At 73.8% G+C, this 24102-nt stretch carries 21 protein-coding genes and 1 other RNA gene; 9 read left to right on the top strand and 13 right to left on the bottom strand.

Going from position 1 to position 24102, the window contains the following annotated elements:
* Positions 1-136: 136 nt before the first annotated feature.
* The 6 genes from BLR33_RS12080 to BLR33_RS12055 form a co-directional block, all read right to left on the bottom strand.
* On the bottom strand, positions 137-1855 hold the full coding sequence (locus BLR33_RS12080) for a lectin (RefSeq protein WP_093784393.1): 1719 nt from the start codon (positions 1853-1855) through the stop codon (positions 137-139).
* 482 nt (positions 1856-2337) lie between these two features.
* Complete coding sequence (locus tag BLR33_RS12075; protein ID WP_093784392.1) at positions 2338-3615, bottom strand: L,D-transpeptidase; 1278 nt, start codon at positions 3613-3615, stop codon at positions 2338-2340.
* Positions 3616-4141: 526 nt separating this feature from the next.
* Complete coding sequence (locus tag BLR33_RS12070; RefSeq protein WP_093784391.1) at positions 4142-4918, bottom strand: DUF1775 domain-containing protein; 777 nt, start codon at positions 4916-4918, stop codon at positions 4142-4144.
* Entirely contained in the window at positions 4906-6519 is a 1614-nt protein-coding gene (locus tag BLR33_RS12065) for a beta-propeller fold lactonase family protein (RefSeq protein ID WP_093784390.1), read from the bottom strand. Before BLR33_RS12065 ends, BLR33_RS12070 begins: the two co-directional genes overlap by 13 nt.
* 121 nt (positions 6520-6640) lie before the next feature.
* Entirely contained in the window at positions 6641-7351 is a 711-nt protein-coding gene (locus BLR33_RS12060; protein ID WP_143031680.1) for a hypothetical protein, read from the bottom strand.
* 14 nt (positions 7352-7365) lie between these two features.
* A complete protein-coding gene (locus BLR33_RS12055; protein WP_093784766.1) occupies positions 7366-7881 on the bottom strand; it encodes a sigma-70 family RNA polymerase sigma factor in 516 nt (171 codons plus the stop codon).
* 299 nt (positions 7882-8180) lie between these two features.
* Between BLR33_RS12055 and BLR33_RS12050 the strand changes: the two genes are divergently transcribed.
* From BLR33_RS12050 to BLR33_RS12035, 4 genes are all read left to right on the top strand, one after another.
* Positions 8181-8999, top strand: coding sequence for an alpha/beta fold hydrolase (locus BLR33_RS12050; protein ID WP_176930241.1), 819 nt, complete (start codon positions 8181-8183; stop codon positions 8997-8999).
* 69 nt (positions 9000-9068) lie between these two features.
* Positions 9069-9644: a TetR/AcrR family transcriptional regulator gene (locus BLR33_RS12045; protein ID WP_093784387.1), complete on the top strand. Its 576-nt coding sequence runs from the start codon at positions 9069-9071 to the stop codon at positions 9642-9644.
* A gap of 39 nt (positions 9645-9683) precedes the next feature.
* Positions 9684-10811 carry a LacI family DNA-binding transcriptional regulator gene (locus BLR33_RS12040; protein WP_245771355.1) on the top strand — a complete coding sequence of 376 codons (1128 nt, stop codon included), beginning with the start codon at positions 9684-9686 and terminating at the stop codon, positions 10809-10811.
* A 392-nt stretch (positions 10812-11203) separates the two neighbouring features.
* The gene (locus tag BLR33_RS12035) at positions 11204-13648 is read left to right on the top strand and encodes a polysaccharide lyase 8 family protein (protein WP_176930240.1); all 2445 of its coding nucleotides are present in this window, start codon (positions 11204-11206) and stop codon (positions 13646-13648) included.
* 104 nt (positions 13649-13752) lie between these two features.
* On the opposite strand, the gene BLR33_RS12030 is transcribed toward BLR33_RS12035, so the two are convergent.
* From BLR33_RS12030 to BLR33_RS12020, 3 genes are all read right to left on the bottom strand, one after another.
* Entirely contained in the window at positions 13753-14937 is a 1185-nt protein-coding gene (locus tag BLR33_RS12030) for a GDSL-type esterase/lipase family protein (protein WP_093784384.1), read from the bottom strand.
* 66 nt (positions 14938-15003) lie between these two features.
* Entirely contained in the window at positions 15004-15576 is a 573-nt protein-coding gene (locus tag BLR33_RS12025) for a TetR/AcrR family transcriptional regulator (RefSeq protein WP_093784383.1), read from the bottom strand.
* Between the two features lie 126 nt (positions 15577-15702).
* Positions 15703-17043, bottom strand: coding sequence for an aspartate aminotransferase family protein (locus BLR33_RS12020; RefSeq protein WP_093784382.1), 1341 nt, complete (start codon positions 17041-17043; stop codon positions 15703-15705).
* A gap of 87 nt (positions 17044-17130) precedes the next feature.
* Between BLR33_RS12020 and BLR33_RS12015 the strand changes: the two genes are divergently transcribed.
* A complete protein-coding gene (locus BLR33_RS12015; RefSeq protein ID WP_093784381.1) occupies positions 17131-18030 on the top strand; it encodes a LysR family transcriptional regulator in 900 nt (299 codons plus the stop codon).
* 84 nt (positions 18031-18114) lie between these two features.
* On the opposite strand, the gene rnpB is transcribed toward BLR33_RS12015, so the two are convergent.
* Positions 18115-18517, bottom strand: an RNA gene (gene rnpB, locus BLR33_RS12010) — RNase P RNA component class A.
* 101 nt (positions 18518-18618) lie between these two features.
* Between rnpB and yaaA the strand changes: the two genes are divergently transcribed.
* The 4 genes from yaaA (at position 18619) to BLR33_RS11990 (ending at position 21500) form a co-directional block, all read left to right on the top strand.
* Positions 18619-19392, top strand: coding sequence for a peroxide stress protein YaaA (yaaA, locus tag BLR33_RS12005; RefSeq protein ID WP_176930239.1), 774 nt, complete (start codon positions 18619-18621; stop codon positions 19390-19392).
* Between the two features lie 379 nt (positions 19393-19771).
* Positions 19772-20476, top strand: a complete 705-nt coding sequence (locus BLR33_RS12000; RefSeq protein WP_093784380.1) for a DUF4241 domain-containing protein — start codon at positions 19772-19774, stop codon at positions 20474-20476.
* Positions 20477-20559: 83 nt separating this feature from the next.
* A complete protein-coding gene (gene eda / locus BLR33_RS11995; RefSeq protein ID WP_093784379.1) occupies positions 20560-21195 on the top strand; it encodes a bifunctional 4-hydroxy-2-oxoglutarate aldolase/2-dehydro-3-deoxy-phosphogluconate aldolase in 636 nt (211 codons plus the stop codon).
* A gap of 50 nt (positions 21196-21245) precedes the next feature.
* On the top strand, positions 21246-21500 hold the full coding sequence (locus BLR33_RS11990) for a Smr/MutS family protein (protein ID WP_093784378.1): 255 nt from the start codon (positions 21246-21248) through the stop codon (positions 21498-21500).
* 47 nt (positions 21501-21547) lie between these two features.
* On the opposite strand, the gene BLR33_RS11985 is transcribed toward BLR33_RS11990, so the two are convergent.
* The 3 genes from BLR33_RS11985 to BLR33_RS11975 form a co-directional block, all read right to left on the bottom strand.
* The gene (locus BLR33_RS11985) at positions 21548-22153 is read right to left on the bottom strand and encodes a histidine phosphatase family protein (protein WP_322987159.1); all 606 of its coding nucleotides are present in this window, start codon (positions 22151-22153) and stop codon (positions 21548-21550) included.
* Between the two features lie 124 nt (positions 22154-22277).
* Entirely contained in the window at positions 22278-23021 is a 744-nt protein-coding gene (locus tag BLR33_RS11980) for a zinc ribbon domain-containing protein (RefSeq protein WP_093784376.1), read from the bottom strand.
* Positions 23018-23935 (bottom strand): Nif3-like dinuclear metal center hexameric protein, encoded by a 918-nt coding sequence (locus tag BLR33_RS11975; protein WP_093784375.1) that lies wholly within the window; start codon positions 23933-23935, stop codon positions 23018-23020. The genes BLR33_RS11980 and BLR33_RS11975 overlap by 4 nt, the downstream gene beginning before the upstream one ends.
* Between the last annotated feature and the right edge of the window lie 167 nt (positions 23936-24102).

Below are 24102 nucleotides of genomic sequence, written 5' to 3'. Positions count from 1 at the left end.
GAGAAGCCACCGGGCACCCGCCGGCCCGGCCGGGCGGTCACGGGGGGGGGCGGTGCGGGTACGGGGTGGGGAGCCGGGCCGGACGGCCACTGTCAGGGCGGTGGGGGGACCGCCCGGCCCGACGCTTGCGGCGGCCTCAGCCGGTGGTGAGGTCGAACTGCTCCCAGGTGCCGATCGTCGTCCGGTTGGCGATCAGGGCGGCCGCGCCGCCGTTCTCCGCGGTGACGTAGAGCCCGTTGGCCTGGGCCTTCAGGCTGACGGTGCCGTTGGAGTTGTGGACGAGCTGGAAGCTTTCCCAGCCGCCGACCGCGGTGCGGTTGGCGATGAGCGGGTCGGCGCCGGCGTTGTCGGCCGTGACGTACAGGCCGTTGGCGTGGGCCTTCAGGGCCACGTTGCCGTTGCCGGCGTCCACCAGGTCGAAGGTCTCCCAGGGGCCGGCCGCCGTGCGGTTGGCGATCAGCGGGGAGGCACCGGCGTCGTCCGCGGTGACGTAGAGGCCGTTGGCCCGGGCCTTGAAGGTGACCGCCGAGCCGCCACTGCCCGAGGTGGACCCGCCCTGCGGCTGGGTGGGGCGGGTGGCGGTCAGGGCGATCTGGCCCTTGAGCATGCGGCCGCCGTCGCCGGTCAGCCGCAGGTAGTAGTCGCTGGAGCAGGCCGTGCCGTCCTCGTCCAGCGCCCACAGGCCCGATCCGGCCGGCACCATCGAGGCGTTCTCGGCGGTCTTGGCGATCTGGTTGCCCTCGCCGTACTCGTCGAACATCGAGATGTAGATGCCCTGCACCCCGGCCCGGCACATGTTGTAGAACTGCCGCCACATGAAGTCGCCGTGGGCGCGCTGGCGGGCCGAGACGTCGCCGGGCAGCACGCAGGGCTGGTAGTCGATGCCGTGGGCGTTGCAGTCGGCCTGGTCGGGCACGGTGTAGGTGGTGTACGCGTTGTCGGAGTCGCCGGCGTTGCCGATCGCGCCGACCATCCAGGGCGAGATCATGTTCAGCGCGTGGTACACGTCGCCGTAGCCGGCCCGCGAACCGCCGGTGCCGGTGCGCCACTCGCGCGGCACCCCGCCGATCACGTAACAGCCCTGGCCCTTGAACCAGTTGATGACGTCCAGACAGGCGTCGGCGCTGAAGGGGTGGTTGCTGTCGTTGAAGCCGAAGCCCCATATGCACACCACCGGCTTGCCGTTCTGCGTGGCGTAGGCCGAACTGTCGGTGTGCGCCTTCATCTTGTTCGTCCAGTCGGTCTTGATCTCCGACTGCATGTTCGTCCATCCGGAGATGTCGTACATGATGTAGAACTTCACGCCCTTGGCCTCGGCGGACTGCCGGACCTTCTGCGCCATGGCGTCGCGGGTGGGGCCCTCGGAGCTGTTGGGGTTGAAGCGCTGCAGGGCCGCGGTGTCGCAGCCGTAGGTCTTCATCCACGCGAAGTGGGTGTCGACCGTCTGCTGGTCGTAGGAGGAGAACAGGGTGGCCGCGCCACCGCCGTTCAGGTTCTGGTACGCGGTCGGGTACGTCCTGGCGTACTCCCGCATGTCCGGCCATGCCTTGATCGCGTTGTTCGACGGCGAGGGCGCCTGGCCCCAGTCCTGGCTCCAGTGCCACCACCCTCCCCCCGAGGCTCCGCCCGGGGAGGTGCCCCCAATGGGTGCGCCGTCGCCCGCGCAGGCGAACCAGCCCTGGTAGCCGACGGTGATCTTCCCGACGACGTCACCAGCGCCGCTGGCGGCGGGTGCCGCCGCGGTGGCGGGTCCGGCGGCGCGGGCGGTCCCCGCGCCGAGGCCGGCCGCGGTCAGTCCCGCGGCGGCGGTCCCGCCGGCAAGCGTGCTGATGAACGTACGACGTGACACACCCATGTGACGCTCCGATGTTCAGTGGTTGAACGCAGGCCCCGCGGCAGGGCATCCGTGCACGTCACGGCTCGCCGGTGTGTACCGCTCCATTTGCGCCTGCTTGCGGTGGGGGGAGGCGTGCACAGCTGTCGCACACGCCCCGCTGAGCACTTCTGGCAAAAGCGGTTCCTGTTACGCAGGGGATTCAACTGCTGAACCAAACATCCCGTCAAGTGCCGTGAGAGGGATGGGGAGGTGCACCCTTGATCGCTCGTTTTACGGCGTTTTGCAGCGGGTTGGGCGGCTGCACATGGCACGATACGTCGGAGGATCGGCTTCATGAGATGGGCGCGCGAAAACGCCCGCGCCTCCCGGGCCGCGCGGGTGGGCGCGGTGGTTCCGGGAGGCGCGGGCGGGTGCCGCGACCGGGCTTCGGGCCGGCTCGGGTCCGGCTTCGATCGGTGCTACGGGGTGTGGTGCTCAGGCGGTTCGCTCCGGCGATTCGGTCAGGCGGTCCAAGCGGCCCAGGACATGTTCCAGCCGTTGATGCCGTTGCCGGGGTCGATGACCTTGTCGGGCGAGTGGACGACCTCGACGACGTCGCCGATCAGCGAGTGGCTGTAGAACCAGGCGGCCGGGGTGCTGGGGTCGCCACCGCCCTTGACGTCGTGCAGGCCGACGCAGCCGTGGCTGGTGTTCTCGTGGCCGAACGTCGACACCGGGCGCCAGTAGTTGCCGTGCGCGAAGGTGCCGGAGTCCGACAGCCGCATCGCGTGCGGGACGTCCTTGATGTGGTACGCGTTGCCCAGGCCCACGGTGCGGGAGTCCATGTCCACCACCGGGTCCTTCTCCTCGATCACCATCTTGCCGTTGTAGGTGGTGTGCTGGGCGTCGCCCAGGCTCGCGGGGAAGGTCTTGTAGAGGGCGCCGTTGCGGTAGATCTTCAGCGTCTTGGAGGTGTTGTCGGCCACCGAGGTCTGCGAGCGGCCGACGGTGAAGGACACGTCCTTGGACTGCTGCCCGTACACGCCGGGCGACATCTGCACGCCGTTGAGCCGCAGGTGGAGGGTGATCTTGGTGCCCGGGGCCCAGTAGTGCTCGGGCCGGAAGTCGATCCGCTGGTTGCCGAACCAGTGGCCCTGGACGTCCACCGCGGGGCTGGCGGTCACGGTGATGTTCTTGTGGGTCAGCGCCTGGTCGGCCACCGGCTTGTTGAACCGGATCGACACCTCCATGCCGACGCCGTAGGTCGCCCCGGGCTCGATGTTGAAGTTGCCGTAGTTCACCGACTTCGGCTTCAGCGTGGTGAACGACGACTGGCGCTGGGTGGTCAGGCCGGACGCGTCGGTCGCCGTGGCGTTGACCGTGTACTTGGTGCCGGTGTGCAGCGTGGCCGCCGGCGTCCAACTGGCGCCGTCCGCGGATATCGCGCCGTCCACGGGGTCGCCGGCCGGGTCGGTCACGGTGACCTTGGTCAGCTTGCCCTTGGCCGCGGCGACCTTCAGGGCACCGGTGGTGTCCACGCCGGTGGCGCCGTTGGCGGGCTGGATGCTCACCGCCGCCTGCGGGGCGGGCGTGGTGGCCGTGCTGCCCTGGCCCTTGCCGTCCTGGCCGTCCTTGCCGGCGGACGACCCGCTGTTCCCGCCGCAGGCGGCAGCACCCAGCAGGACGGCGCCGAGCGCCAGCGCGAGCAGCCCCTTGGCCGTCCGGCTGCCGCGGGCCGAGCGGCCCCCCGGCCGGGCCGTGTCGTGAGCGGCGGTGTCAGCCGCCGGTGACGTGATCAATCGAGTCTCCCCATCTCGCAGGTCGCACTACCTGTAGGAGGCAGTACCCCGCCCGTTCGGTTGCGGCCGCCGCCTGTGTTTCTCTCCGCCACCCGCGACCGCCACCCGGACCAGTGTCCCATGGTGTCCTGTGCCGGAAGTCTTCCCCGACGGTCCCGACTCCGCACCGGACTCCTCCCGCAGAGGTCAACGCGCCGAGCACGGCGGAAGGTTGCCTTCGCCACACGGGAACGCGGATGCGAACCGGTGCCGCGGCCGGGGAGCCGGGCCGCGGCCCGGACGAAGACACGAGGCGGGCCCGAGGCCGGTGCGGGGCCGCTGCGGGGCCGGGCCGGGACAGGACGGGAGCGGCAACCGGACGGGGAGGCAAACGGGTCGGGGAGGGAGACCGGAAGCCCGGCCGGGGGCCGTCCGTGACCGGGGGGCGGCGGCGGAGGGGTTGCCTCCGCCGCCGCCCCCGCGCTGTGGGGGTGCCGGGGCGGCCGGGCGCCCGGCCGGCTGTCAGGCGGGCGCCCTGCGCTCAGTTTCAGTGACCGCTCGCCGTGGGAGGCTTTCCGCGCCGTACGAGAGCGGTGCCCGCGGCCGCCGCCAGGGCGACGCCGGCGACCGTCCACGGCAGCCAGGAGCCCGTACCGGAGCCGCTGCCGGAGGCGGACGCCGTCTGCGCGGCAGCCGCGGAGACCGAGGGGTGGGGAGCCGCCGTGGTCGCCTGCGCCCGGGCCTGTTCGGCGTTGTACGCGGCGGCGTCCAGGACCAGGACGGGGGCCGGGAAGGCCGGCGGCGCGGCCCCGTGCTGCGCCTCGTCCCAGTCGACGACGTAGCCGTCGGAGTAGGTCTGGGCCGCGTCGAAGCTGACGCTCGCGTCCTTGGGCAGCGGCGCGACCTCGACCGTGAAGGACCGCACGTCGTCCGAGGCGATCTCGTGGCCCGCCCGGGCGGTCCACACCACGTGGGTGCGCCCGTCCGGGCCGGGCCGCTCGACCTGGTCGGTCCAGCCGCCGACCGGGGGGACCGAGGCGGGGGCGACGTCCTCGGGGAAGGAGACGTCCACCCGGACGGTGACGGCGGCGGTCCGCTCGGAGGGGACGCGGAACCGCAGGGTGGCCGGGCGGCCCTGCCGGGCGTCGTCGGAGAACACCTTGACGTGGGCCGAGGCGGGCCCGGCCAGGGCCAGCAGGGCCGTCGCGCACAGCCCGGCGCAGACCGGCGCGGCGCGCAGCACGCGGCGGCGCAGGGCTGAAGCGGACTTTGCCCGCGGGGACTTCGGGGAGGACATCGGCGGCCGGCCCGTCAGCAGCAGCACTCGTCGAGCGCGGCCGCCTCGACCGCGTCGTCGGAGCCGGGGTGCATGGCCGCGGCGGTGGTCTTCATCTGCTCCAGCGTCTGGGCGGTCGCGGCGCCCTTGTCGGCCAGGGCGATGCTCCGTCCGGTGAAGTCGGCGAAGGCCAGCACCTGGGGAGCGTTGCCGTTCGCGTCGGTGGTGAAGGACAGCAGGGGGATGCGCTGCCCGCCCGCGAGCACGGAGTACGCCTGGTAGGTGGTGGTCGGCCTCAGGTCGCGCGCCTGGAGCTGGATCATGTCCAGCCCGCTGACCGGGCGGACGGTCGCCTCCAGCTGCCGCCCCTTGCCGCCCGGGCGCATGGTCTCCCCCGCGGTCCCGTCCGGCAGCGTGGTGGGCACGTTGCGGGGTCCGGCGCCCAGGCCCTGCGTGCCGAGGTTCGCGGCCGAACCGGCGGGCGCGGCGTTCGGCACGTAGACGAGGGCCTGCGGCTCCTGGCCGGTGCGCAGCGTGTCGAGCACCCGGTCGGTGGCGGTGTCGATGACGTCCACCGCGTCGGACTTCTCCATGTCGACGTACATGCGGCTGCCGTCGCCGCTCGGCCAGATGCCGTGCGGGGCGTGGCCGTGGTCGTGGATGCGGGTGAGGAGCTGGGGGGTGCCGCCGGGCACCCGCCGGTAGACGAGCGTCTCGTCCAGCCCGCCGACGGTGAGGTAGGCCAGCGAACCCGCCGCCGTCCGGGCGAAGTTGGGGTGGTTGGTGTCCGGGCCGGTGGTGAGGACGGCGGCGACCTTGCGGTGCACGAGGTCCACGACGCTGGTCAGGCCGACCCGCTTGTGCGCGGCCCACAGCTCGGTGCCGTCGGGCGAGATGGCCTCGTCGGAGGAGAAGCTGTCGCCGAGTCCGGTGATGGTGTACAGGACCTTGCGAGTGTGCACGTCGACCGCGGTGATCTCGGCGGCGCTGATGTGGTTGATGTACGCGGTGTTCCCGTCCGGGCTGAGGACGACCTTGGACGGCCCGGGGCCCACGTGCACGTTTCCGATCACCCCGCCGTGGACGGCGTCCACGATCGTGACGGTGTCGCGGCCGCGGTCGGCGACCCAGAACTCCTTGCCGTCGGCGGTGAAGGTGCCCTCGTGCGAGGCGCGGCCGACATCGGTGGAGTTGAGCACCTTGTTGGTGGCGATGTCGATGATGTCGACGGTGTCGCTGGTGACGCTCACCACCCCGAGGCGGGTGTCGTCGCGGGAGAACGCCAGGCCGTGCACGCCCACGTCGGCGGTGTACTGCGGGCTGAGCGTGGCGCCCAGGCGCTGGGCGCCCAGCGCGATGGTGCCCAGGGTCCGGTCCGTGGAGGGGTCGATGACGGTGACGGTGTTCGACGTCTGGTCCGCGGTGTAGACGCGGTCGCGGCCGGAGATCCGTACCGGGGCGGAGGTGCCGTCGCCGGCGGTGGTGGCGGCCGACCGGGCGGCGGCCTGGAGGGGCTGTGCGGAGGAGGCGGACGGAGCCGCTTGTGCGGCCGCCGCGGCGGCGTGGTGGCCGCCGGTCGTGGACAGGGCGGTGGCGCCGACCCCGGCGAGGACCGCGGTGGCGGCGGCGACGCCCTTGAGGGAGAACACGGGATGAACCTCCATATATGGGATGCCCGATGGGCAGGCGGGACCCGGGCGCGGCCCGGTAGGGGCCGTGCCCCGGGAAGTACGGGGGGGTGGAGCGGGACCCGCGTGCGCGGCCCGCGGGTCAGACTCCGGTCGCGCCCGGCGCCGGTCGCGGGGTGACGCGGATCTCGGCGACCATGCGGCCGCGGGTGTCCTGGACGTAGAGCGTGGTGATGGCGCTCCTCGGCATCGCGGTCACCATCCGGACATGCATGGGGCGGCCGCTGCCGCCTGCGTGGACACTGCCCGCGGTCTGGCGGTGCCCGTGGGCGTCGCCGGTCTCCAGCCGGTAGGTGCGGCCCGGGGCGAGCCCGGACAGCAGCACGGGCACCTCCGTTCCCCAGGAGTGCGGGACCATCCGCCCCTCCTGAGCGACGCTGACATCGGCGGCGTCCGGTGCGGCCCGCCGGCCCGCGGTGGCCACGAGGCCGAGCGCGGCGGCGCAGGCCGCGAGCAGGAGGGCGCCTGCGGCCAGGGCGGCGCGGCGGCGCGGACGCCGCCGCGCGGGTGCCGTGCCGGTGTTCCCGGCGGGCTCGGGGCCGTCCTGACGGCGCAGCCGGGGTACGGCTGCGTGCGCCGGCTCCCCGCCTGCGGCCGGTTCGGGGAGCAACGAGGCGCGGAACCCGGCCCGTTCGAAGGTGCGCAGCACCTGGCGCACCTCCTGCGCCTCGGCCGCGCAGCGCGGACAGGCCGCCACGTGGTCGGCCAGACCGGAGGGCAACTCCTCGCCCAGCATGAGGAGTTCGGTCAGTTCCTCGGCGGTCCGCGCGCACCCGGCGCTCATGGGGTTCATGGGATCCACTGGATTCACGGGGCCAGCCATCCGTTCTCCTGGAGGATGCCGCGCAGGGCGCGGACGCCGTGGTGGAGGCGGCTGCGCGCAGTCGAGGCCGGGATGCCCAACTCGGCGGCGACGTCCGCGCACGAGCGGCCCAGGACGTGCACCTGGACGATCACCTGCCGTTGGTCGGGGCTCAACCGGCCCAGCGCCTCGTCGAGTTCGATGCGCTGCAGCAGCCGGTCGTAGGGGTCGGGGACCGCGGGGCCGTCGTGCTGCTCCCCGACGTGCCGCTCGGGCGGCGCGGGCCGGGCCGCGGCGCGCCTGCGGGCGTCCACCACCGCGTTGCGCGCGATGGCGTAGAGCCAGGTGCGCAGGCTCGCCCGGCGCGCGTCGTAGCCGTCGGCCGCCCGCCAGGCGCGCAGGAACACCTCCTGCACGACCTCCTCGGCCAACTGCTCGTCGCCCAGGGCGTTGCGGGCGAATCCGAGGAGTTCGCCGCCGTACTCGCGGTAGGCGGCGCGCACGTCCTTCTCGCTGCGCATGGCCGGGGCCGCCTCGACGGTGTCCTTCCGGCGCGCCCGCCACACCCTGGCCCCCGTCACCGCCGCCCGCCGTCCCCATCGCCCGCCTTCCTCACCGGCCATCCTCCCTCGCTTCCGCCCGCGCGCTGTGACGGGAGGGGATACGCGGGCCCGGGAGGCGGTGTTGACGCCGCCCGGCGTGGCCTGCGCCACACACCGCCCCACGAGTCGCCAGGGATGTGCCGACTTCCTTGTGGGCGGCTGCAGTTCGGTCCCTATTTCATTGACCGACCGGTCGGTCAATGGGTAATGTGCCGGGCATGGCGAGCGTGCGCACGGGTCTGGGCCCTGTCCATTTCGTGGAGCGGGGACAGGGCCTGCCCGTGGTCCTGCTGCACGCCAACCTGCACGACCACCGCGACTACGGCGGCGTGCTGGACGGTCTGGCCGAGCACTTCCGGGTGCTCGCGCCGGACTGGCCGGGGCACGGCGCCTCCGGCCCGATCCCGCCGGGGCGGACCGTGGGCGCCGGCGAACTGGCCGACGTGCTGGTGGACTTCACCGACCGGCTGGATCCCGGCCCGGCCGTTCTCGTCGGCAACTCGGTGGGCGGCTTCGCCGCCGCCCGGCTCGCGATCACCCACCCCGAGCGGGTGGCCGGGCTCGTACTGGTGAACTCCGGCGGCTTCACCCGGCGCGGCCCCCATGTCGCCCTCGGCACCCGCCTGCTGGGCCGGCCGGGGATCTACCGCCGCGTGTCCCCCTTCCTCGTCCCGCGCTACATGGCCCCGCGCACCGAGGAGGACCGCAGGATCACCGCCGAGACGGTGGCCCGGGGATCGAGCGGTACCGGCGCCAGGACCGCCGCCGGGCTGTGGCGCAGCTTCGGGCACACATCCTTCGACCTGCGCCCGCTGGCCGCCCGCATCACCGCGCCCACGCTGGTCGCGTTCGGCCGGCGGGACATCGTCTTCACCCGCGGGGCGGGCCGGCAGACGCGGGCCGCGATCCCCGGCGCCCGGCTGCGCACCTTCGACACCGGCCACGTCGTGTTCGCCTCCGACCCGGCGGGCTTCCTCGCCGAGGTACTACCCTTCGCTGAGGCCGCGCACCGGGCGGCCCGCGGCGCGGCGGCCTGAGCGGGGCTCCGGCGCCGCCGACTTCAGCGGCCGCACGGCACCGACGGCACGGGAGCGAGGCAGGACATCGTGACCACGCGCGCCGAACGCGCCGCCGGCACCCGCGGCGAACTCCTCGACGCCGGCCTGCGGTTGTGCGAGCGGGTGGGCCTGTCCGGGATGAGCGTGAACCTGGTGGTGCAGGAGGCGGGCCTCGCCAAGGGCACCTTCTTCCACCACTTCGGCGACCGCTCCGGCTTCCTGCGCGCCCTGCACCAGGAGTTCCACGACCGGCTGTTCGCCGAGATCACCGCGGCCGTCGCCCATCTCGCCCCGGGCCGCGCCCGGCTGATCGCCGCCGCGGACGCCTACCTCGACGGCTGCCTGCGCCACCGCGGGGTGCGCGCCCTGCTGCTGGAGGCCCGCGCCGAGCCCGCGATCTCCCAGGCCATCGCCGAGCGCAACGCGCAGGCCGCGCAGGTCCTCGGCGACGACTTCGCGGTCCTCGGCTGGCCGCATCCGGTGGCCGGGGCCGCCCTGTGGCTCGGTCTGGTCGTGGAGGCCGCGCTCGCGGAGTTCGCCGCGGGGCAGCGGCGGCCGGAGATCCGTACCGCGCTGGCACACTTCCTGCCCGGCACCTCGGCGCGGGCGGCACGGACCGGCTAGCGTCCCCCCATCGACTTCTCCAGCACGATGGGACGGCACATGGCCCGCAGCGGGGCGAGACGCGGTGGCGCAGGCAGCGGGGGCGACGGGGCCGACGGGTCCCAGGGCGGGAACGCGGCCGGCACGGCGCCCAAGGCGACGGTCAGCGACGTCGCCCGGCGCGCCGGGGTCTCGGCCGCCACCGTCTCGCGGGTGCTGAACTCCAGCCACCCGGTCGCCCCCGCCACCCGGGCGAAGGTGATGCGCGCGATCCGCGACCTGGACTATGTGGTCAACGCGCACGCCCGCGCGCTGGCCGGCAGCCACACCAAGACGGTGGCGATCATCCTCAGCGATGTGACCGCGCCCTTCTTCAACACCATCGCCGGCGGCGTGCAGCGCCAGGCCGCCCTGGAGGGCCGGCTCTGCCTGATCTGCGCCAGCGACGGCGACCCGGAGCGGGAGCTGGCCATCGTCTCGATGCTGCGTGAGCAGCGCACCGACGCGGTGTTCCTGATCGGCGGCATCGCCGACACCCCCGAGTACCGGGAGCGGATGGCCCGCCTGGCGTACGCGCTCGACGGCGCCGGTTCCCGCCTGGTGCTGTGCGGCCGCCCCTCCCCCGGCGACGACCTGCCGGTCACGGTGGTGGAGTACGACAACGAGGGCGGCGCCTACGCCGTGGCCAGCCACCTGCTGTCGGCCGGGCACGAGCGGATCGTCTTCCTCGGCGGCCACGAGGGCAACACCGCGACCGACGCGCGCACGGCCGGGCTGCGCCGGGCCATGGCCGCCTACGGGCTCACCCTCGACCCGCGGCTGATCAGGCCCGGCCGGCTGAACCGCTCCTTCGGCTACGAGGGGACCCGGCGGTTGCTCGCCGAGGGGCTGCCGTTCACCGCGATCATGGCCTGCGACGACCCGGTGGCCGCGGGCGCGGTCGCCGCCCTGCGCGAGGCGGGGCGCGGCGTGCCCGACGAGGTCTCCGTGGTCGGGTACGACGACCTGAGCCCGGCCGAGGACGTCCACCCGGCGCTGACCACCGTGCACATCCCGCACGAGGAGCTGGGCCGCACCGCGGTCCGGCTCGCCCTGCACCGCGACGACCCCGAACGACCCGCGCAGCACGTGGTGCTGGGCACGCACGTGGTGGTGCGGCAGTCGGTGGCCCCGCGCGGGCGCGGCTGACCCCTCCCCGAGTGGTGGCCCCGCAGCGCCTGGAACCGCTTACCGGATCGCCGCGGCCGGAGAGTCGCCCCGCACGTGTGTGAAATCCGGTGTTCGCACAGGGCAATGACAGCACGCGCGCCGTAACACGTCGATGCGTCCCCTCCGTTGACGCTGTTCATGGAAACCGCTTACATTCTCCCCGACCCGGCCGGGGCCACTCCCGCCCGGGCACCGACGGCTCTGCTCGACGTCCCGCCGTCGGCCGGCAGTCGCACCAGGGAGGCGTTTCCATGGGCAGGACGACGGGATCGGGCACGGGCGGAAGAGGCACGGCGCGTACGGCGGCGGTTACGGCCGCCGATGACGCGGCAGGCACAGGCGCCGCCGCGGCTGCCGGCGTGGCGGGGGCCGTGCGATCGGCGCCGGGTGTCCCACGGCGCGGGCTGCTGCTCGCCGCGGCGGCCGTCACCGCGGGCAGCGCCGGGAGTTGGGCCCTTTCCACCGGTCCGGCCGCCGCCGACGCGCCGCCGGCCGGTACGCCCGCGGCGGTCCCGGCCGCTACGGACGACGACTTCGAGACCTTGCGCTCGCGCTGGCAACTCCTCATCACCGGCGCCGGCTTCGACGCGACCGTGGCCCCGTACGCCGCCGCCCTGGCCGCGCTCGGCAGCCAGGCCGCGCAGTTCCGCGACAGCCTCACCACCGGTGCCTCGCTGTGGGCGGACCTGCCACTCGGCAAGGTCTCCAACAACATCACCCAGAGTTGCGTGCGGCTGCGCACCATGGCGCTGGCGTACGTCCAGCCCGGCACGGGCGTCACCGGCGACGCCGCCCTGGCCGCCGCCGTCGCCGGCGGCCTGGACCGGCTGTGCGCGCAGGTGTACACCGCGACCACGGCCACGTACGACAACTGGTGGGACTGGCAGATCGGCGCCCCCAAGTCCCTGCTGGACGCCTGCGTGCTGCTCCACCCGCAACTCGACGCGGCGCAGATCGCCGCCTACTGCGCGGCCGTCGACCACTTCGTGCCGGACTCGGCGGTCGGCACGTATTCCGGCAACAGCACCGGGGCCAACCGGGCGGACCTGTGCAAGGTGATCGCACTGCGCGGGGTTATCGGCAAGGACGCCGCCAAGATCGCCACTGCCTCGGCCGCCCTGTCGCCCGTCTTCCCCTACGTCACCACCGGGGACGGCCTGTACGCGGACGGCTCGTTCGTCCAGCACTCCGACATCCCCTACACCGGCACCTACGGCGAGGTGATGCTCGGCGACCTCAGCTGGCTGTTCTCGCTGCTTGCCGGCTCACCCTGGGCCGTCACCGACCCGCAGACCGCCAACGTGCTGGACTCCGTCACCGCCGCGTACGCCCCCTTCGTCTTCAACGGCCTGGTGATGGACGGCGTTTCGGGCCGCGCCATCAGCCGCGGCCTGCAGGGCTCCAGCGCGCTCGCGCAGAGCGACCACACACGCGGCCACGCCCTCATCTCCGACATCCTGCGGCTGGCCGACTCCGGCATGGCGTCCGCCGAGCAGTCCGCGCACTGGAAGTCCCTGGTCAAGGGATGGATCCAGCGGGAGCGTTCGCTCCCCTACCTGTCCGACCCCGGCGTCGGCGTCCCCGAACTCGCCCGCGCCCAGGCACTGCTGGCCGACGACTCCGTCCCTGCGGCCCAAGAGCCCGACGGGCACCGGGTGTTCGCCATGGACCGGGCCGTGCACCGGCATCCGGGCTGGGCCGCCTCGGTGAGCATGTCCTCGACCCGGACCACCTTCTACGAAAACGGCAACGGGGAGAACCTGCGGGGCTGGCACACCAGCAACGGCATGACGTACTGGTGGGGCGGCACTTACGGCAACGACCAGTATTCCGACGCCTTCTGGCCCACCGTGGACCCCTACCGGCTGCCCGGCACGACCGTGTCCACCAAGCGCCTGGCGGACGGGGAGGGCGGCGCGTGGGGCGCGCCGCGCCCCGACGCGCCCTGGGCCGGCGGAGCCACCGACGGCACCCACGCCGCTCTCGGCCAGCACGTGCGGGGCCTGTCCAGCACACTGCAGGGCATGAAGTCCTGGTTCTGCCTGGGCGATTCGGTGGTCTGCCTCGGTGCCGGGATCAGCGCGGCCGACGGCGTGCCCGTCGAGACGGTCGTCGACAACCGCAACCTGGGCGCAGACGGCCGCAACGCCCTCTACGCGGACGGCCACCGGCAGCCCGCCGGCACCGGTACGGCCCGCCGCTTCCGCAATCCGCGCTCCCTGGCGATCGAGGGCTCGGGCGCCTACCTGTTCCCCGAGGGCGGCACGGTCAACGTGCTGCGCGAGGACCGTACGGGCAGCTGGCACGACATCAACACCGGTTCCAGCACTGCCCCGTTGACCCGCACCTACCTCACTTTGTGGTTTGACCACGGCACCGACCCCACGGACGCCTCCTACGCCTACGTGCTGCTGCCCGGCGCGGGCCCCGCAGCCGCGGCCCGCCACCGCCCTGCCCGCGTCCTCGCCAACACCCCCGCCGTGCAGGCCGTCCTGGACGCGCCCGGCCGCGTCCTGGCCGCCAATTTCCATTCCGCGGGCCGCCTCGGCCCCCTCACGGTGGACACCCCCTGCTCGGTCGTGGTCTCCGCGACGCCCCACCGCCTCACGATCGCCGTCGCCGACCCCTCCCAGACGGCCACCTCCGTCACGCTCACCCTGGACACGGCGGCGCGCCACCCCATCGATACGCCTCCGTCGACAAGGGTGGCGAGCCTCCACCCGGTGACTCTGCGAGCGGACCTCTCGGCCGCACGGGGAGCAAGCCGCGTAACTGTCCTGGAGACAAGAACGCCCGGCCTGCGCGAGTGCTGGTAGCCGCAGCGCGAAGCCGCGGGTGGGACCGCCGCGGTGCGGGGGCGTGCCCTCGTTGCCGGTGGCGGTTGCGACGCGGCCGTACGGCAGGCCGTGCCGTGGGCCGGTCAGCGGTGCTCCGGGGCGAAGGGGCCGCCGTCGCCGAAGGCGAGCCGGGCGAAGCGCTCGCCGATGTGCCGGTGGGTGGCGGGGTCCGGGTGGAGTCCGTCGGGCAGCGGCCGCTCCGCGTGGTCGGCCGCTCCGTAGAGGTCGAGGCCGTCGAGATGGTGCAGGTGCGGGTCGGTGGCGGCGCGCTGCCGGACGATGCGGGCGAGTTCGTCCCGGATCACGGTGAGGGTCAGCTTCCCGGCGGCGGTCTCCGCGGGGTCGCCGGTGCTGATGAATTGCAGCCGCCCCTCCCGCATCGCGCTGATGTCCGGGGCGCAGGGCCCCGGGGTGTTCTCGTGGATGGGGCAGTAGAGAGGGGAGACCACCAGCAGGGGCGTGGTCGGGTGGCCTTCGCGGATGGTGTCGAGGAAGCCGTGGACAGCCGGGCCGAAAGCACGCAGCCGCATCAGGTCGGCGTTGACGATGTTGATGCCGATCTTGACGCTGATCAGGTCGGCGGGGGTGTCGCGGATCGCCCGCGCGGTGAAGGGGTCGAGCAGGGCGCCGCCGCCGAATCCGAGGTTCACCATTTCCACCGCGCCCAGGGCCGCGGCCACGGCGGGCCAGGTCCCGGTCGGGGCGGTGGCGTTGGAGCCGTGGCTGATCGAGCTGCCGTGGTGCAGCCAGACCCTGCGGCCGCCGGTGGGCGCAGGGAGGACGGGGGCGTCGGTGCGCAGGGCGACCAGCCGGGTGGTCTCGTCGTGCGGCAGCCAGATCTCGATGTCCTTCTCCTCGCCGGCCAGTTCGGTGAACCGCACGGTCCGCACCGGCCCGGGACGCGTCTCCATCGTTCCCGCGGCCATGTCGATGCTGAGCACATCGCCGTCCGGAACGCTCGCCCGGCCCGCGGGCCGCCCGTCCACGACGAGTTCGTACAGCCCGTCGGGGCGCGTCGGCGCTCCGGCGTAGACCCGCTTGGTGGCCACGACATCCAGCTCGATCGCGGTGGCCCCGCTGCGGAAGGCCAGCCGCACACCGGAGGGCTGCGACTCCGCCATCGCCAGCTGGCCGTCGGGGATCTGCCGGCGGGCCGACGCGGGCAGCCGGTGCGGCAGCAGGCCGCGTTCGGTGTGCTCCACGTCGAGGGCGCCACGCAGGAGGCCGGCGGTGACGGGGGTGGTGGTCCACTCGTGCTCGGTGCGCATGGTCGTGGTCTCTTCGGTGGGAGGGGGCGGTGGGCCGGGGGCGGGCGGCGGAGCCACCGGGGCCGGTCAGGAGGTGGTGGGCCAGGTGCGCAGCAGGGTGTCGAGCCCGTTGAGGATCTCGGTCCAGCTCTCCTGTGCGTCGGGGGCGCTGTGGCTGAACCCGCCGGCCGTCTCCAGGACGACGAAGCCGCTGAAGACGCTGCCCAGCAGCCGCACGGCGTGGGTCTGCTGCGGTTCCGCCAGGTCGTATCCGCGCAGGACCGCCCGTGTCATCCGGGCGTGCCGCACGCCCGCGCTCGCGGCCGCCGTCTCGGGGTCGAGCGGGAACCGGGCGGCGGCGAAGCGGCCGGGGTGCTCGAGGGCGTAGTCGCGGTAGGCGTTCGCGAAGGCGATCAGGGCGTCCTTGCCGGCCCGTCCGGCCACCGCGGCGGACACCCGGTCGGCGAGTTCCTCCAGGGCCGTCAGCGCGATGCGGGTCTTCAGATCGTGGGCGTTCCTCAGGTGCGAGTAGAGGCTCGCGGTCCGCACGCCCAGCCGCCGGGCGAGCTCCGCGGGGGTCGTCTGCTCGAAGCCGATCTCGTCGGCCAGCTCCGCCCCCGCCCGGACCAGGCCCTCCGTGGACAGTCCTGCCCGCACCATGACCGTCCTCCGTATCGCTTCCGGGTTCTTCCGAAGACGATTCTGCATTTGCCTAATCCATTTAGGCAAATCCGGTACGGACGTAGGAGCCGTGCCCCTGGCACCGGGGGCGGGCCGACGTGCGGCTCAGAGCGTCCTTGCCGCGTCGGTGAGGGCCTGGTCCAGGATCGACAGGCCCAGCGACAGCTCGCTCTCGGTGGCGGTCAGGGGCGGGGCGATCCGCAGCACCCCGCCCATGCCGGGGAGCTGGACGATGTTCATGTGCAGGCCGAGGTCGAGGCAGCGCCGGGTGACCCGGCGGCCCAGGTCGCCGGAGCTGCGCCTGGTCTCGCGATCCACGACGAGTTCGACCCCGACGAGCAGCCCGCGGCCGCGGATGTCGCCGATGACCTCATGACGCTCGGCGAGCGCCGTCAGCCCGTCGCGGAGGAAGCCGCCCAGCACGCGGGCCCGCTCGTCCAGCCGCTGCGCGGCCAGCACGTCCAGCACGGTGCCGCCGACCGCGGCGACCAGCGGGTCGGAGACGTGGGTGGTGAAGAACAGGAAGCCGCGGTCGTGCGCCTCCTGCTCGATCTCGGGGCTGGTGACCACCGCGGCCAGCGGCAGCCCGGCGCCGAGCGTCTTGGACAGTGTGAGGATGTCGGGGACGATCCCGTCGCGCTCGAAGGCGTACCAGGTGCCGGTGCGGCACAGGCCGGTCTGCGCCTCGTCCAGGACCAGCAGCATGCCGCGCTCGCGGCACTTGCGCTGCAGGGCCGCGAAGTAGCCGGGCGGCGGCTCGATGATGCCGCCGGAGCTGAGGATCGGCTCGACCAGGCAGGCGGCCAGGCTGCCGGTGGACTGGGCATCGATCAGGTCGAAGGAGAAGTCGAGCTGGCGCTGCCAGTCGTGGCCGCCGCCCGGCGTGGTGAAGTCGGGCCGGTAGGCGTTGGGCGCGGGGATGGCGAAGTTGCCGGGCGCGGTGGGGCCGTAGCCCTTGCGGCCCGCGCTGTAGGTGGCGGCCGCGGCGGCCTGGGTCATGCCGTGCCAGGACTGGGCGAAGGAGACGACCTCGTGCCGGCCGGTGACGAGCTTGGCCATCCGCAGCGCGGCCTCGTTGGACTCTGCGCCCGTCGTCAGCAGCAGCGTCTTCGTCAGCGGCGCGGGCAGTGTCCCGGCGAGCCGCCGGGCGAGGTCGACCACGGGGCGGCTGAGCATGCCGCTGTAGAGGTGGTCGAGCGCCGCGATCCGGCGGCGCACGGTCGCGACGATCTCGGGGTGCGCGTGGCCGAGGATGGCGCTCATCTGGCCGGAGGTGAAGTCCAGGATCTTCCGGCCGTCCGCGGTGAACAGGAAGCTGCCTGCGGCGCGTTCGATGATCTCGGGGACGAACTCGACGCCGTAGCGCACGAGATGACGCTCGGCGTCGGCCCAGAAGGTCTCGGCCGCGGCGGTTTCGGCCGCCGGTCCGGTGCGGGAAGTGGTCATGCCTGCGACGGTAGGTGCGGCCGGAGCGGCACGTCCATCACACGATTCCGGCTGTCCTGTTCGGCGGAACCGCACAACAATGGGCGCGTGCTGAACCCCTTGCGGCTGCGGCTGCTGAGCCAGTTGGAGGCGCTGGGCACGGTGCGCGCGGTGGCGCAGGCCGCCCACCTGAGTCCGTCGAACGTGTCCCAGCAGCTCGCCTTGCTGGAGGCCGAGGCCCGCACCCAGCTGCTGGAGCGCACCGGGCGGCGGGTGCGGCTGACGCCCGCCGGGCTGATCCTGGCGCGGCGGGCGCGGGAGATCCTGGACCGGATGGCGGACGTCGAGGCGGAGTTGCGTGGCTTCGGCGACGAGCCGGCCGGGCTGGTGCGGCTGGGCGCGTTCCAGAGCGCGATCCACAGCTTGGCGGTGCCGGCGGTGACCCGGCTGGCCGCCGCTCACCCGCACCTGGAGGTCCAACTGCTGGAGCTGGAACCGCACATGAGCCTGCCGGCACTGCGGGCCGGCGACGCGGACCTCATCATCACGACCACCGACATCGACGAACTCCCCCTCGGCCCCGACCTCGACCTCGTGCCGCTGGCCACCGACCCGATCGTCCTGGTGGTGCCGCCCGGGCACCCCGCGGCACGGCGGGGCGCGGCCGACATCGCTGGCCTGGCCGAGGAGGCGTGGGCGTTCGACGCTCCGCACTCCTACATGGCGAACCTGGCGCTGCGGCTGTGCCGCCGGTCGGGCTTCGAGCCGCGGGTGGTGTGCCGCTTCAGCAGCTACCCGATGACGCTCCGGCACGTGGAGGCCGGGCTGTCGATCGCGCTGCTGCCCGAACTGGCGGTGGACCGCCGCTACCGCGTGCGCGTCAAGGACCTCGCGACCCCGGTCACGCGCACGATCACCGCGGTGGTCCGCCGCGCCTCGCCGCCGCGCGCCGCGGTGCGGGCCGTGCTCGACGCGCTGCGGCACACCGCCGGGCCGGACCGCGGATGAGGGGCCCAGGCGGCCCCGGTCCGTACTGCTGCCCGCGGGTGCCGCGGCAGGGGCGCGGGTCCGAGCGGAGAAGGAAAGGTACGGCAGACGAGTCGGGCTGTACGCCGGATTTTGTCGCCCGGTCGCCTCGCGGCGGCCGGGGAGACGGCCATCCATCTAGGACCGGCGTTGCCGCCGGCCTCGTGCGGTCCACCCGCGGACTCGGGCGGGCAGCCCTCGAACGTCCGCGCGGGACCGTATCCCTACGGTCCCTCTTGACCTTGCTCCGGGTGGGGTTTACCTAGCTGCCCAGGTCACCCTGGGCACTGGTGGTCTCTTACACCACCGTTTCACCCTTACCGGGGACGCGAGGCCCCCGGCGGTCTGTTTTCTGTGGCACTGTCCCGCGGGTCGCCCCGGGTGGCCGTTAGCCACCACCCTGCCCTGTGGAGTCCGGACGTTCCTCGGGGAACCCCTGGGGGCTCCACGCGGCCGTCCGCCCGGCTCGTCTGCCGTCCTGCCATCGTATCGGCTCCCCGGCGGCCCTGCGCACCACCACCGGCCGGTTACGCTGCTGCGGAACGCCGCCCGCCCGAGAGGACCACGACCGTGCTCGTACTGCTGCCGCCCTCCGAGGGGAAGGCCACCGCCACCCGCGGCCGGCCGCTCGCACTCGACGGGCTGTCGCTGCCGGCGCTCGCCGGGGCCCGGGCGGCGGTGCTCGACGAACTGGTGGCGCTCTGCGAGGGCGACCCCGACAAGGCCGCGCAGGTGCTGGGGCTCACCCCCGGGCTGCGCGGCGAGATCGCCAAGAACGCGGCGCTGCGGACCGCGCCCGCCCTCCCCGCCGCCGAGTTGTACACCGGGGTCCTCTACGACGCGCTGGGCCTCGACACTCTCGACCCCGCAGCGCTGCGCCGGGCCCGCCGCTCCGTCCTGGTCTTCTCCGGGCTGTGGGGCGCGCTGCGGCTCACCGACAAGGTGCCGTCCTACCGCTGCTCGATGGGGGTGCGACTGCCGGGTGCAGGCGGGCTCGCGGCGTACTGGCGGCCGCACCTGGAGGCGGTGCTGCCGGAGGTGGCGGGCTCCGGGCTCGTCCTCGACCTGCGGTCCTCCGCCTACGCGGCGGCCTGGAAGCCCGGGGGCCTCGCGGCGCGGACGGCGACGGTGCGGGTGCTGCAGGTGTCCCACGTGGACGGGGTCGAGAAGCGGTCCGTGGTGAGCCACTTCAACAAGGCGACGAAGGGGCGGTTGCTGCGGGCGCTCTTCACGGCGGGGGCGGTGCCCCGTACGCCTGCGGCTCTTGCCGACGCCTTGCGGGACCTGGGGTTCACGGTGGAGGGCGAGGGGCCGAAGCTGGATGTGCTCGTATCAGAGCTTTGAGCTCCGCTGGTGACGGGGTTCCCCTCCGAGCAGCCCCCGCTCGACGGTTCCGGGACCGTCCGCCCGGTTCTGGGCTTGTGTGGGGGTCCCCGCGCCCCCGAGAACGGCAACTCGCCGTAGGAAGCTCCACCGTCTCCGGCCGCAGGCCGGTCGCTGGTTGCTCGCGCAGTTCCCCGCGCCCCTCGGCTACGCATCTGCCCCCCGCCCCGCCGTCCCCGGCCGTAGGCCGGTCGGTGGCTGGTGGGGGTGCCCCCTCTGGGGGAGCAGTTCCCCGCGCCCCCGAGGGGCGCCGCTCGGGGGCGGCCCTTTGTCGGACCTCGGGCGTAGGTTCTGCGGGCGTGCGGCCGGGTTGGGTCGTGCGCAGGTGATGGAGGCTGACATGGCTGTTTCCCCGCCCGACTTCGCGCGATTGCTGACGGCAGGCGGTCCTTATCCGTTTCCCGTCGAGGGGCTCGAGGCGCGGATACGGGTGCTGCCCGGGGTGCCGTTGTCGCTGCCGAGCGGGCGGGTCGTCGCGATCGAGCCGTTCATGGCCGGGGGCGACGACGCCGACGCGATGGCCTTCACCGCGCGGGTGGCGCCCGGCACGTACCAGGTGGTGCTGTCGGAGATCGTGCTCCTCGACGCCGGCGGGCGGGTCAAGGACCGGCGAGTGGCCGCCGCCCGCCTGGTCGTCCGCGACGAGCCCGTGGCCCGCTGGGAGTTGGCCGTCACGGCGGGCCAGGACCCGGCCCGGCTCGGCGACGACGAGTACTTCGGCTACCCCGTCGACGGCGGCACCGGCTGCTTCCTCGACGCGGAGACCTACCGCGCGCTGGAGGCGGAGGAGGACTTCGGCGACCGCGTCTTCGACGCCATGTACCCCGGCGACAGCGTGACGGTGCCGAGCCCGATCACGCTGGCCGTGGGCGAGGACCCCACCGCGGTCGTCTTCTTCACCACCGGTTTCGGCGACGGCGCCTACGCCACGTGGGTCGGCCGGACCGCCGCCGGTGAGGTGGCCTGCTTCGTCACCGACTTCGTGACCCTTTCCGACGAGGACGAGGACGAGGACGAGGACGGGGACGAAGACCAGAAGGACTAGGACGGGACGAGGGGCGGTCCGACCGAGCCATTCCGTTGCAGCATGCGCAACGGTCGTTGCACGATACGAGCCTCGCCGGGAAGATGAGCGCCGTGGACGCGTTTCTCGGGGTTGAGGCCCTTCCTCCCGTCGTGCCCGTCGTCGTGCTGGAGGACGCCGCGGACGCGGTGCCGTTGGCCCGGGCGCTGGTGCGCGGGGGGCTGCCGGTGGTCGAGGTGACGTTGCGGACGCCGGCCGCGCTCGGGGTGATCGAGGCGATCGCGGAGGCCGTGCCGGAGGCGGTCGTCGGGGCCGGGACCGTCCTGGGGCCGCAGCAGGTGGCGGCGGCGAAGACGGCGGGCGCGCGGTTCCTGGTGAGCCCGGGGTGGACCGGGCGGCTGGTGGACGCGATGCAGGACTCGGGGCTGCCGTTCCTGCCCGGTGTGTCCACCGCCTCGGAGGTCGTCGCCCTGCTCGAACGCGGCGTCCACGACATGAAGTTCTTTCCCGCGGAGGCCGCCGGCGGCGCTCCCTACCTGAAGGCGCTCACCTCCCCGCTCCCCGAGGCCCGCTTCTGCCCGACCGGCGGGATCGACGCCGCGTGCGCGCCCCGCTACCTCGACCTGCCCAACGTCGCCTGCGTGGGCGGCACCTGGATGCTCCCCAAGGACGCGCTGCGCGCGAAGGCGTGGGACACGGTCGAGGAACTGGCCCGCAAGGCCGCAGGGTTGGGCGCCTGAGAGGACAGCCGCCGTAGGGTACGGGTATCGACCGCAGCAGGAGGAAGCCGATGGCGACCATGACGCTCGATCTGCACCCGATCTTCCGCAGCAACCGCGACATCGACCTGGCGATGCGCCAGTTCCTCCTGCGGGCCGCCAACGCCGGTGTCCCGGTGGCGGAGATCATCCCCGGCAAGGGGACCGGCCGGCTCAAGGCTCGGGTGCTGAGCTTCCTGGACCAGAAGCACATCAAGAAGCTCTATGTCCGCCGCGAGTCCGATCCGGGCAACGCGGGCCGGGTGCGGGTGTACTTCACCGCGTAGCCGCAAAGCACCCAAGCGGCCGGGCCGTTGGCGCGCACGCCCGGCGACTACCGCAGGTGCGCGGTCGCGTTGACGTAGCGGACGGACGCGTTGCCGTCCGGGTAGTAGGCCACCTCGCACAGCGCCGCCGGCGCCAGGTACATCCGGAAGAGCGCCTCGAAGGGGGCGCCCAGGGCGAGTTGGACCAGGCACTTGATCGGCGTGACGTGGCTGACCAGCAGCAGGGTGCGGCCGCGGTGGGCGTCCAGCAGGGCGTCCCGGGTACGGGCCACCCGCTCGCCGACGGCCGCGAAGCTCTCCCCGCCGGGCGGCGGCGCCGTGGCGGAACCGAGCCAGGCGGCCATCGACTCACCGTGCTGCGCCTGTACCTCGGCGAAGGTCAGCCCGTCCCAGACGCCGAAGTCCGTCTCGCGCAAGCCGGGTTCGACCGTGACGTCCAGCCCGAGCCGGGCGGCGGCCACGGCGGCGGTCTGCCGGCAGCGGGCCAGCGGCGAGCTGACCACCGCGTCGATGCCGCCGCCGTACCCGGCCAGTTCGCGCGCGGCCCGCTCGGCCTGCTCACGGCCGAGCGCGGAGAGGTCGGGGTCGCTGCCGCCGCTGCCGGAGAAGCGTTTCTCCCCCGTCAGCGCCGTCTCACCGTGACGCAGCAGCACGAACCGGGTCGGCGCCGCCGGATCGGGAGCGCCCCCGCCGGCAGCCGCGCCTCCGGCCGAGGCAACGCCACCCGAGCTGGCATCCCCCTCTGTGGCAGCGCCCGCGGAACCCTCCGCCACCGCCCTACAGCCCCGACTCCGCCGTGCGCACCAGGATGCGGCGGCAGTTCTCGCACCGCACGACCTCGTCCGCGGGAGCCGCGCGCAGCTCGTTGAGCTCGGTGATGTTCAGCTCCAGCCGGCAGCCCTCGCAGCGCTTCTGGTAGAGCCGGGCGGCGCCGACCCCGCCCTGCTGGGCGCGCAGCTTGTCGTACAGCTTGATCAGGTCGGCGGGAACCTCGGCGGCCAGCACCTCGCGGTCCTTGGCCACGGAGAAGCCCTCCGCGTCGATCGCCTCCAGTGCGGCCGTCTTGCGCTGCTCGGCCTCCACGACCTTGGCCTCCAGCGACTCCACCCGCCCGGCCAGCTCGGCGGCGCGCTCCTGGGCGGCCTCCCGGCGCTCCATGACCTCCAGGACGACGTCCTCCAGGTCGGACTGGCGCTTGGCGAGCGAGGCGAGTTCGCGCTGCAGGTTCTCCAGGTCCTTCGGGGAGGTGACCATCCCGGAGTCCAGGCGCTGCTGGTCGCGGACGGCCCGCTGGCGGACCTGGTCGACGTCCTGCTCGGCCTTGGTCTGCTCGCGGGCGGTGTCGCTGTCCTCGGTGCGGGCGGCGACCAGCAGGTCGCGCAGCTGCGCGAGGTCGGCGCCCAGCTGCTCCAGCTCGGCGTGCTCGGGCAGGTTCCTGCGCCGGTGCTCCAGCTGCGCGATGCGCGAGTCGAGGGCCTGGACTTCGAGGAGGCGGATCTGATCGGCGGGCGCGGCGTTCAGCGGGGGGCTCCTGGGCTGCTAGATGGCGGGGCGCCGATGGCGCCGGGGGAAGAGCTGCCGGCGGGGGCCGGCGAGGTCGAGGGCGCGTGCGCCGTCCACGGGTCGGTGACGGCGTGCGAGACATGGGTGCGCAGCGCCCAGCCGTGCCGGTCGGAGATCTCGTCCAGCTGGGCGGCGGCCTGCTCGCACCACGGCCACTCGGTGGCCCAGTGCGCGGCGTCGACCAGGAAGGGCGGGCCGGCCTCACGGGCCTCGGCGGCCGGGTGGTGGCGCAGGTCGGCGGTGAGGAAGACGTCCACCCCGGCGGCGCGGACCTCGGCGAACAGGCTGTCGCCGGAGCCCCCGCACACCGCGACGGTCCGGACGGGCGCCTCGGGGTCGCCGGCGATCCGCAGGCCGCCGGCGGTACGGGGCAGGCCGTGGGCGGCGCGGGCGGCGAACTCGGCGAGGGTCAGCGGGGCGTCGAGCTCGCACACCCGGCCCAGGCCGCGGCGGCCGGCCGGGTCGGTGGTGTCGGGCACCAGCGGGCCGGTGACCCGCAGGTCGACGGCGGCTGCGAGCGCGTCGGACACGCCGGGGTCGGCACGGTCGGCGTTGGTGTGCGCGACGAGCAGGGCGGCACCGGCCTGGATCAGCTCGTGCACCACCCGGCCCTTGAACCCGGCCGGGCCGACGGGGGCGACGCTGGTGGTGCCCCGCAGGTAGAGCGGGTGGTGGGTGACAAGCAGGTCCGCGCCCAGGCGCACCGCCTCGGCGGCGACCTCCGGCACCGGGTCGACGGCGAAGAGCACGCGCCGGACCTCGGCAGCCGGGTCCCCGCACACCAGGCCGACCGCGTCCCATGACTCGGCCAGCTCCGGCGGCCAGAGGGCGTCGAGCTCGGCGATCACATCGGAGACGGTGGGGACGGGCACGACACGAAGGTTACCCGCCCCGGCCGCGCCACCGGGAAGCGTGCGCGGAGCGAACCACAACGCCCGTGGCAGTGCCGTCCCTTCCGGCCCACGGACACCCTTACGGGTGAAGTGTCCTCACTCACGGCGATCATCCGCACATAGGAAAACTACGGTCCAGTGACTGG

Origin of the sequence: Actinacidiphila guanduensis (genome assembly GCF_900103985.1) — a bacterium.
Taxonomy (GTDB): domain Bacteria; phylum Actinomycetota; class Actinomycetes; order Streptomycetales; family Streptomycetaceae; genus Actinacidiphila; species Actinacidiphila guanduensis.
The sequence above is the reverse complement of the archived record's forward strand: the minus strand, read 5'-3'. Positions and strand labels throughout refer to the sequence as shown.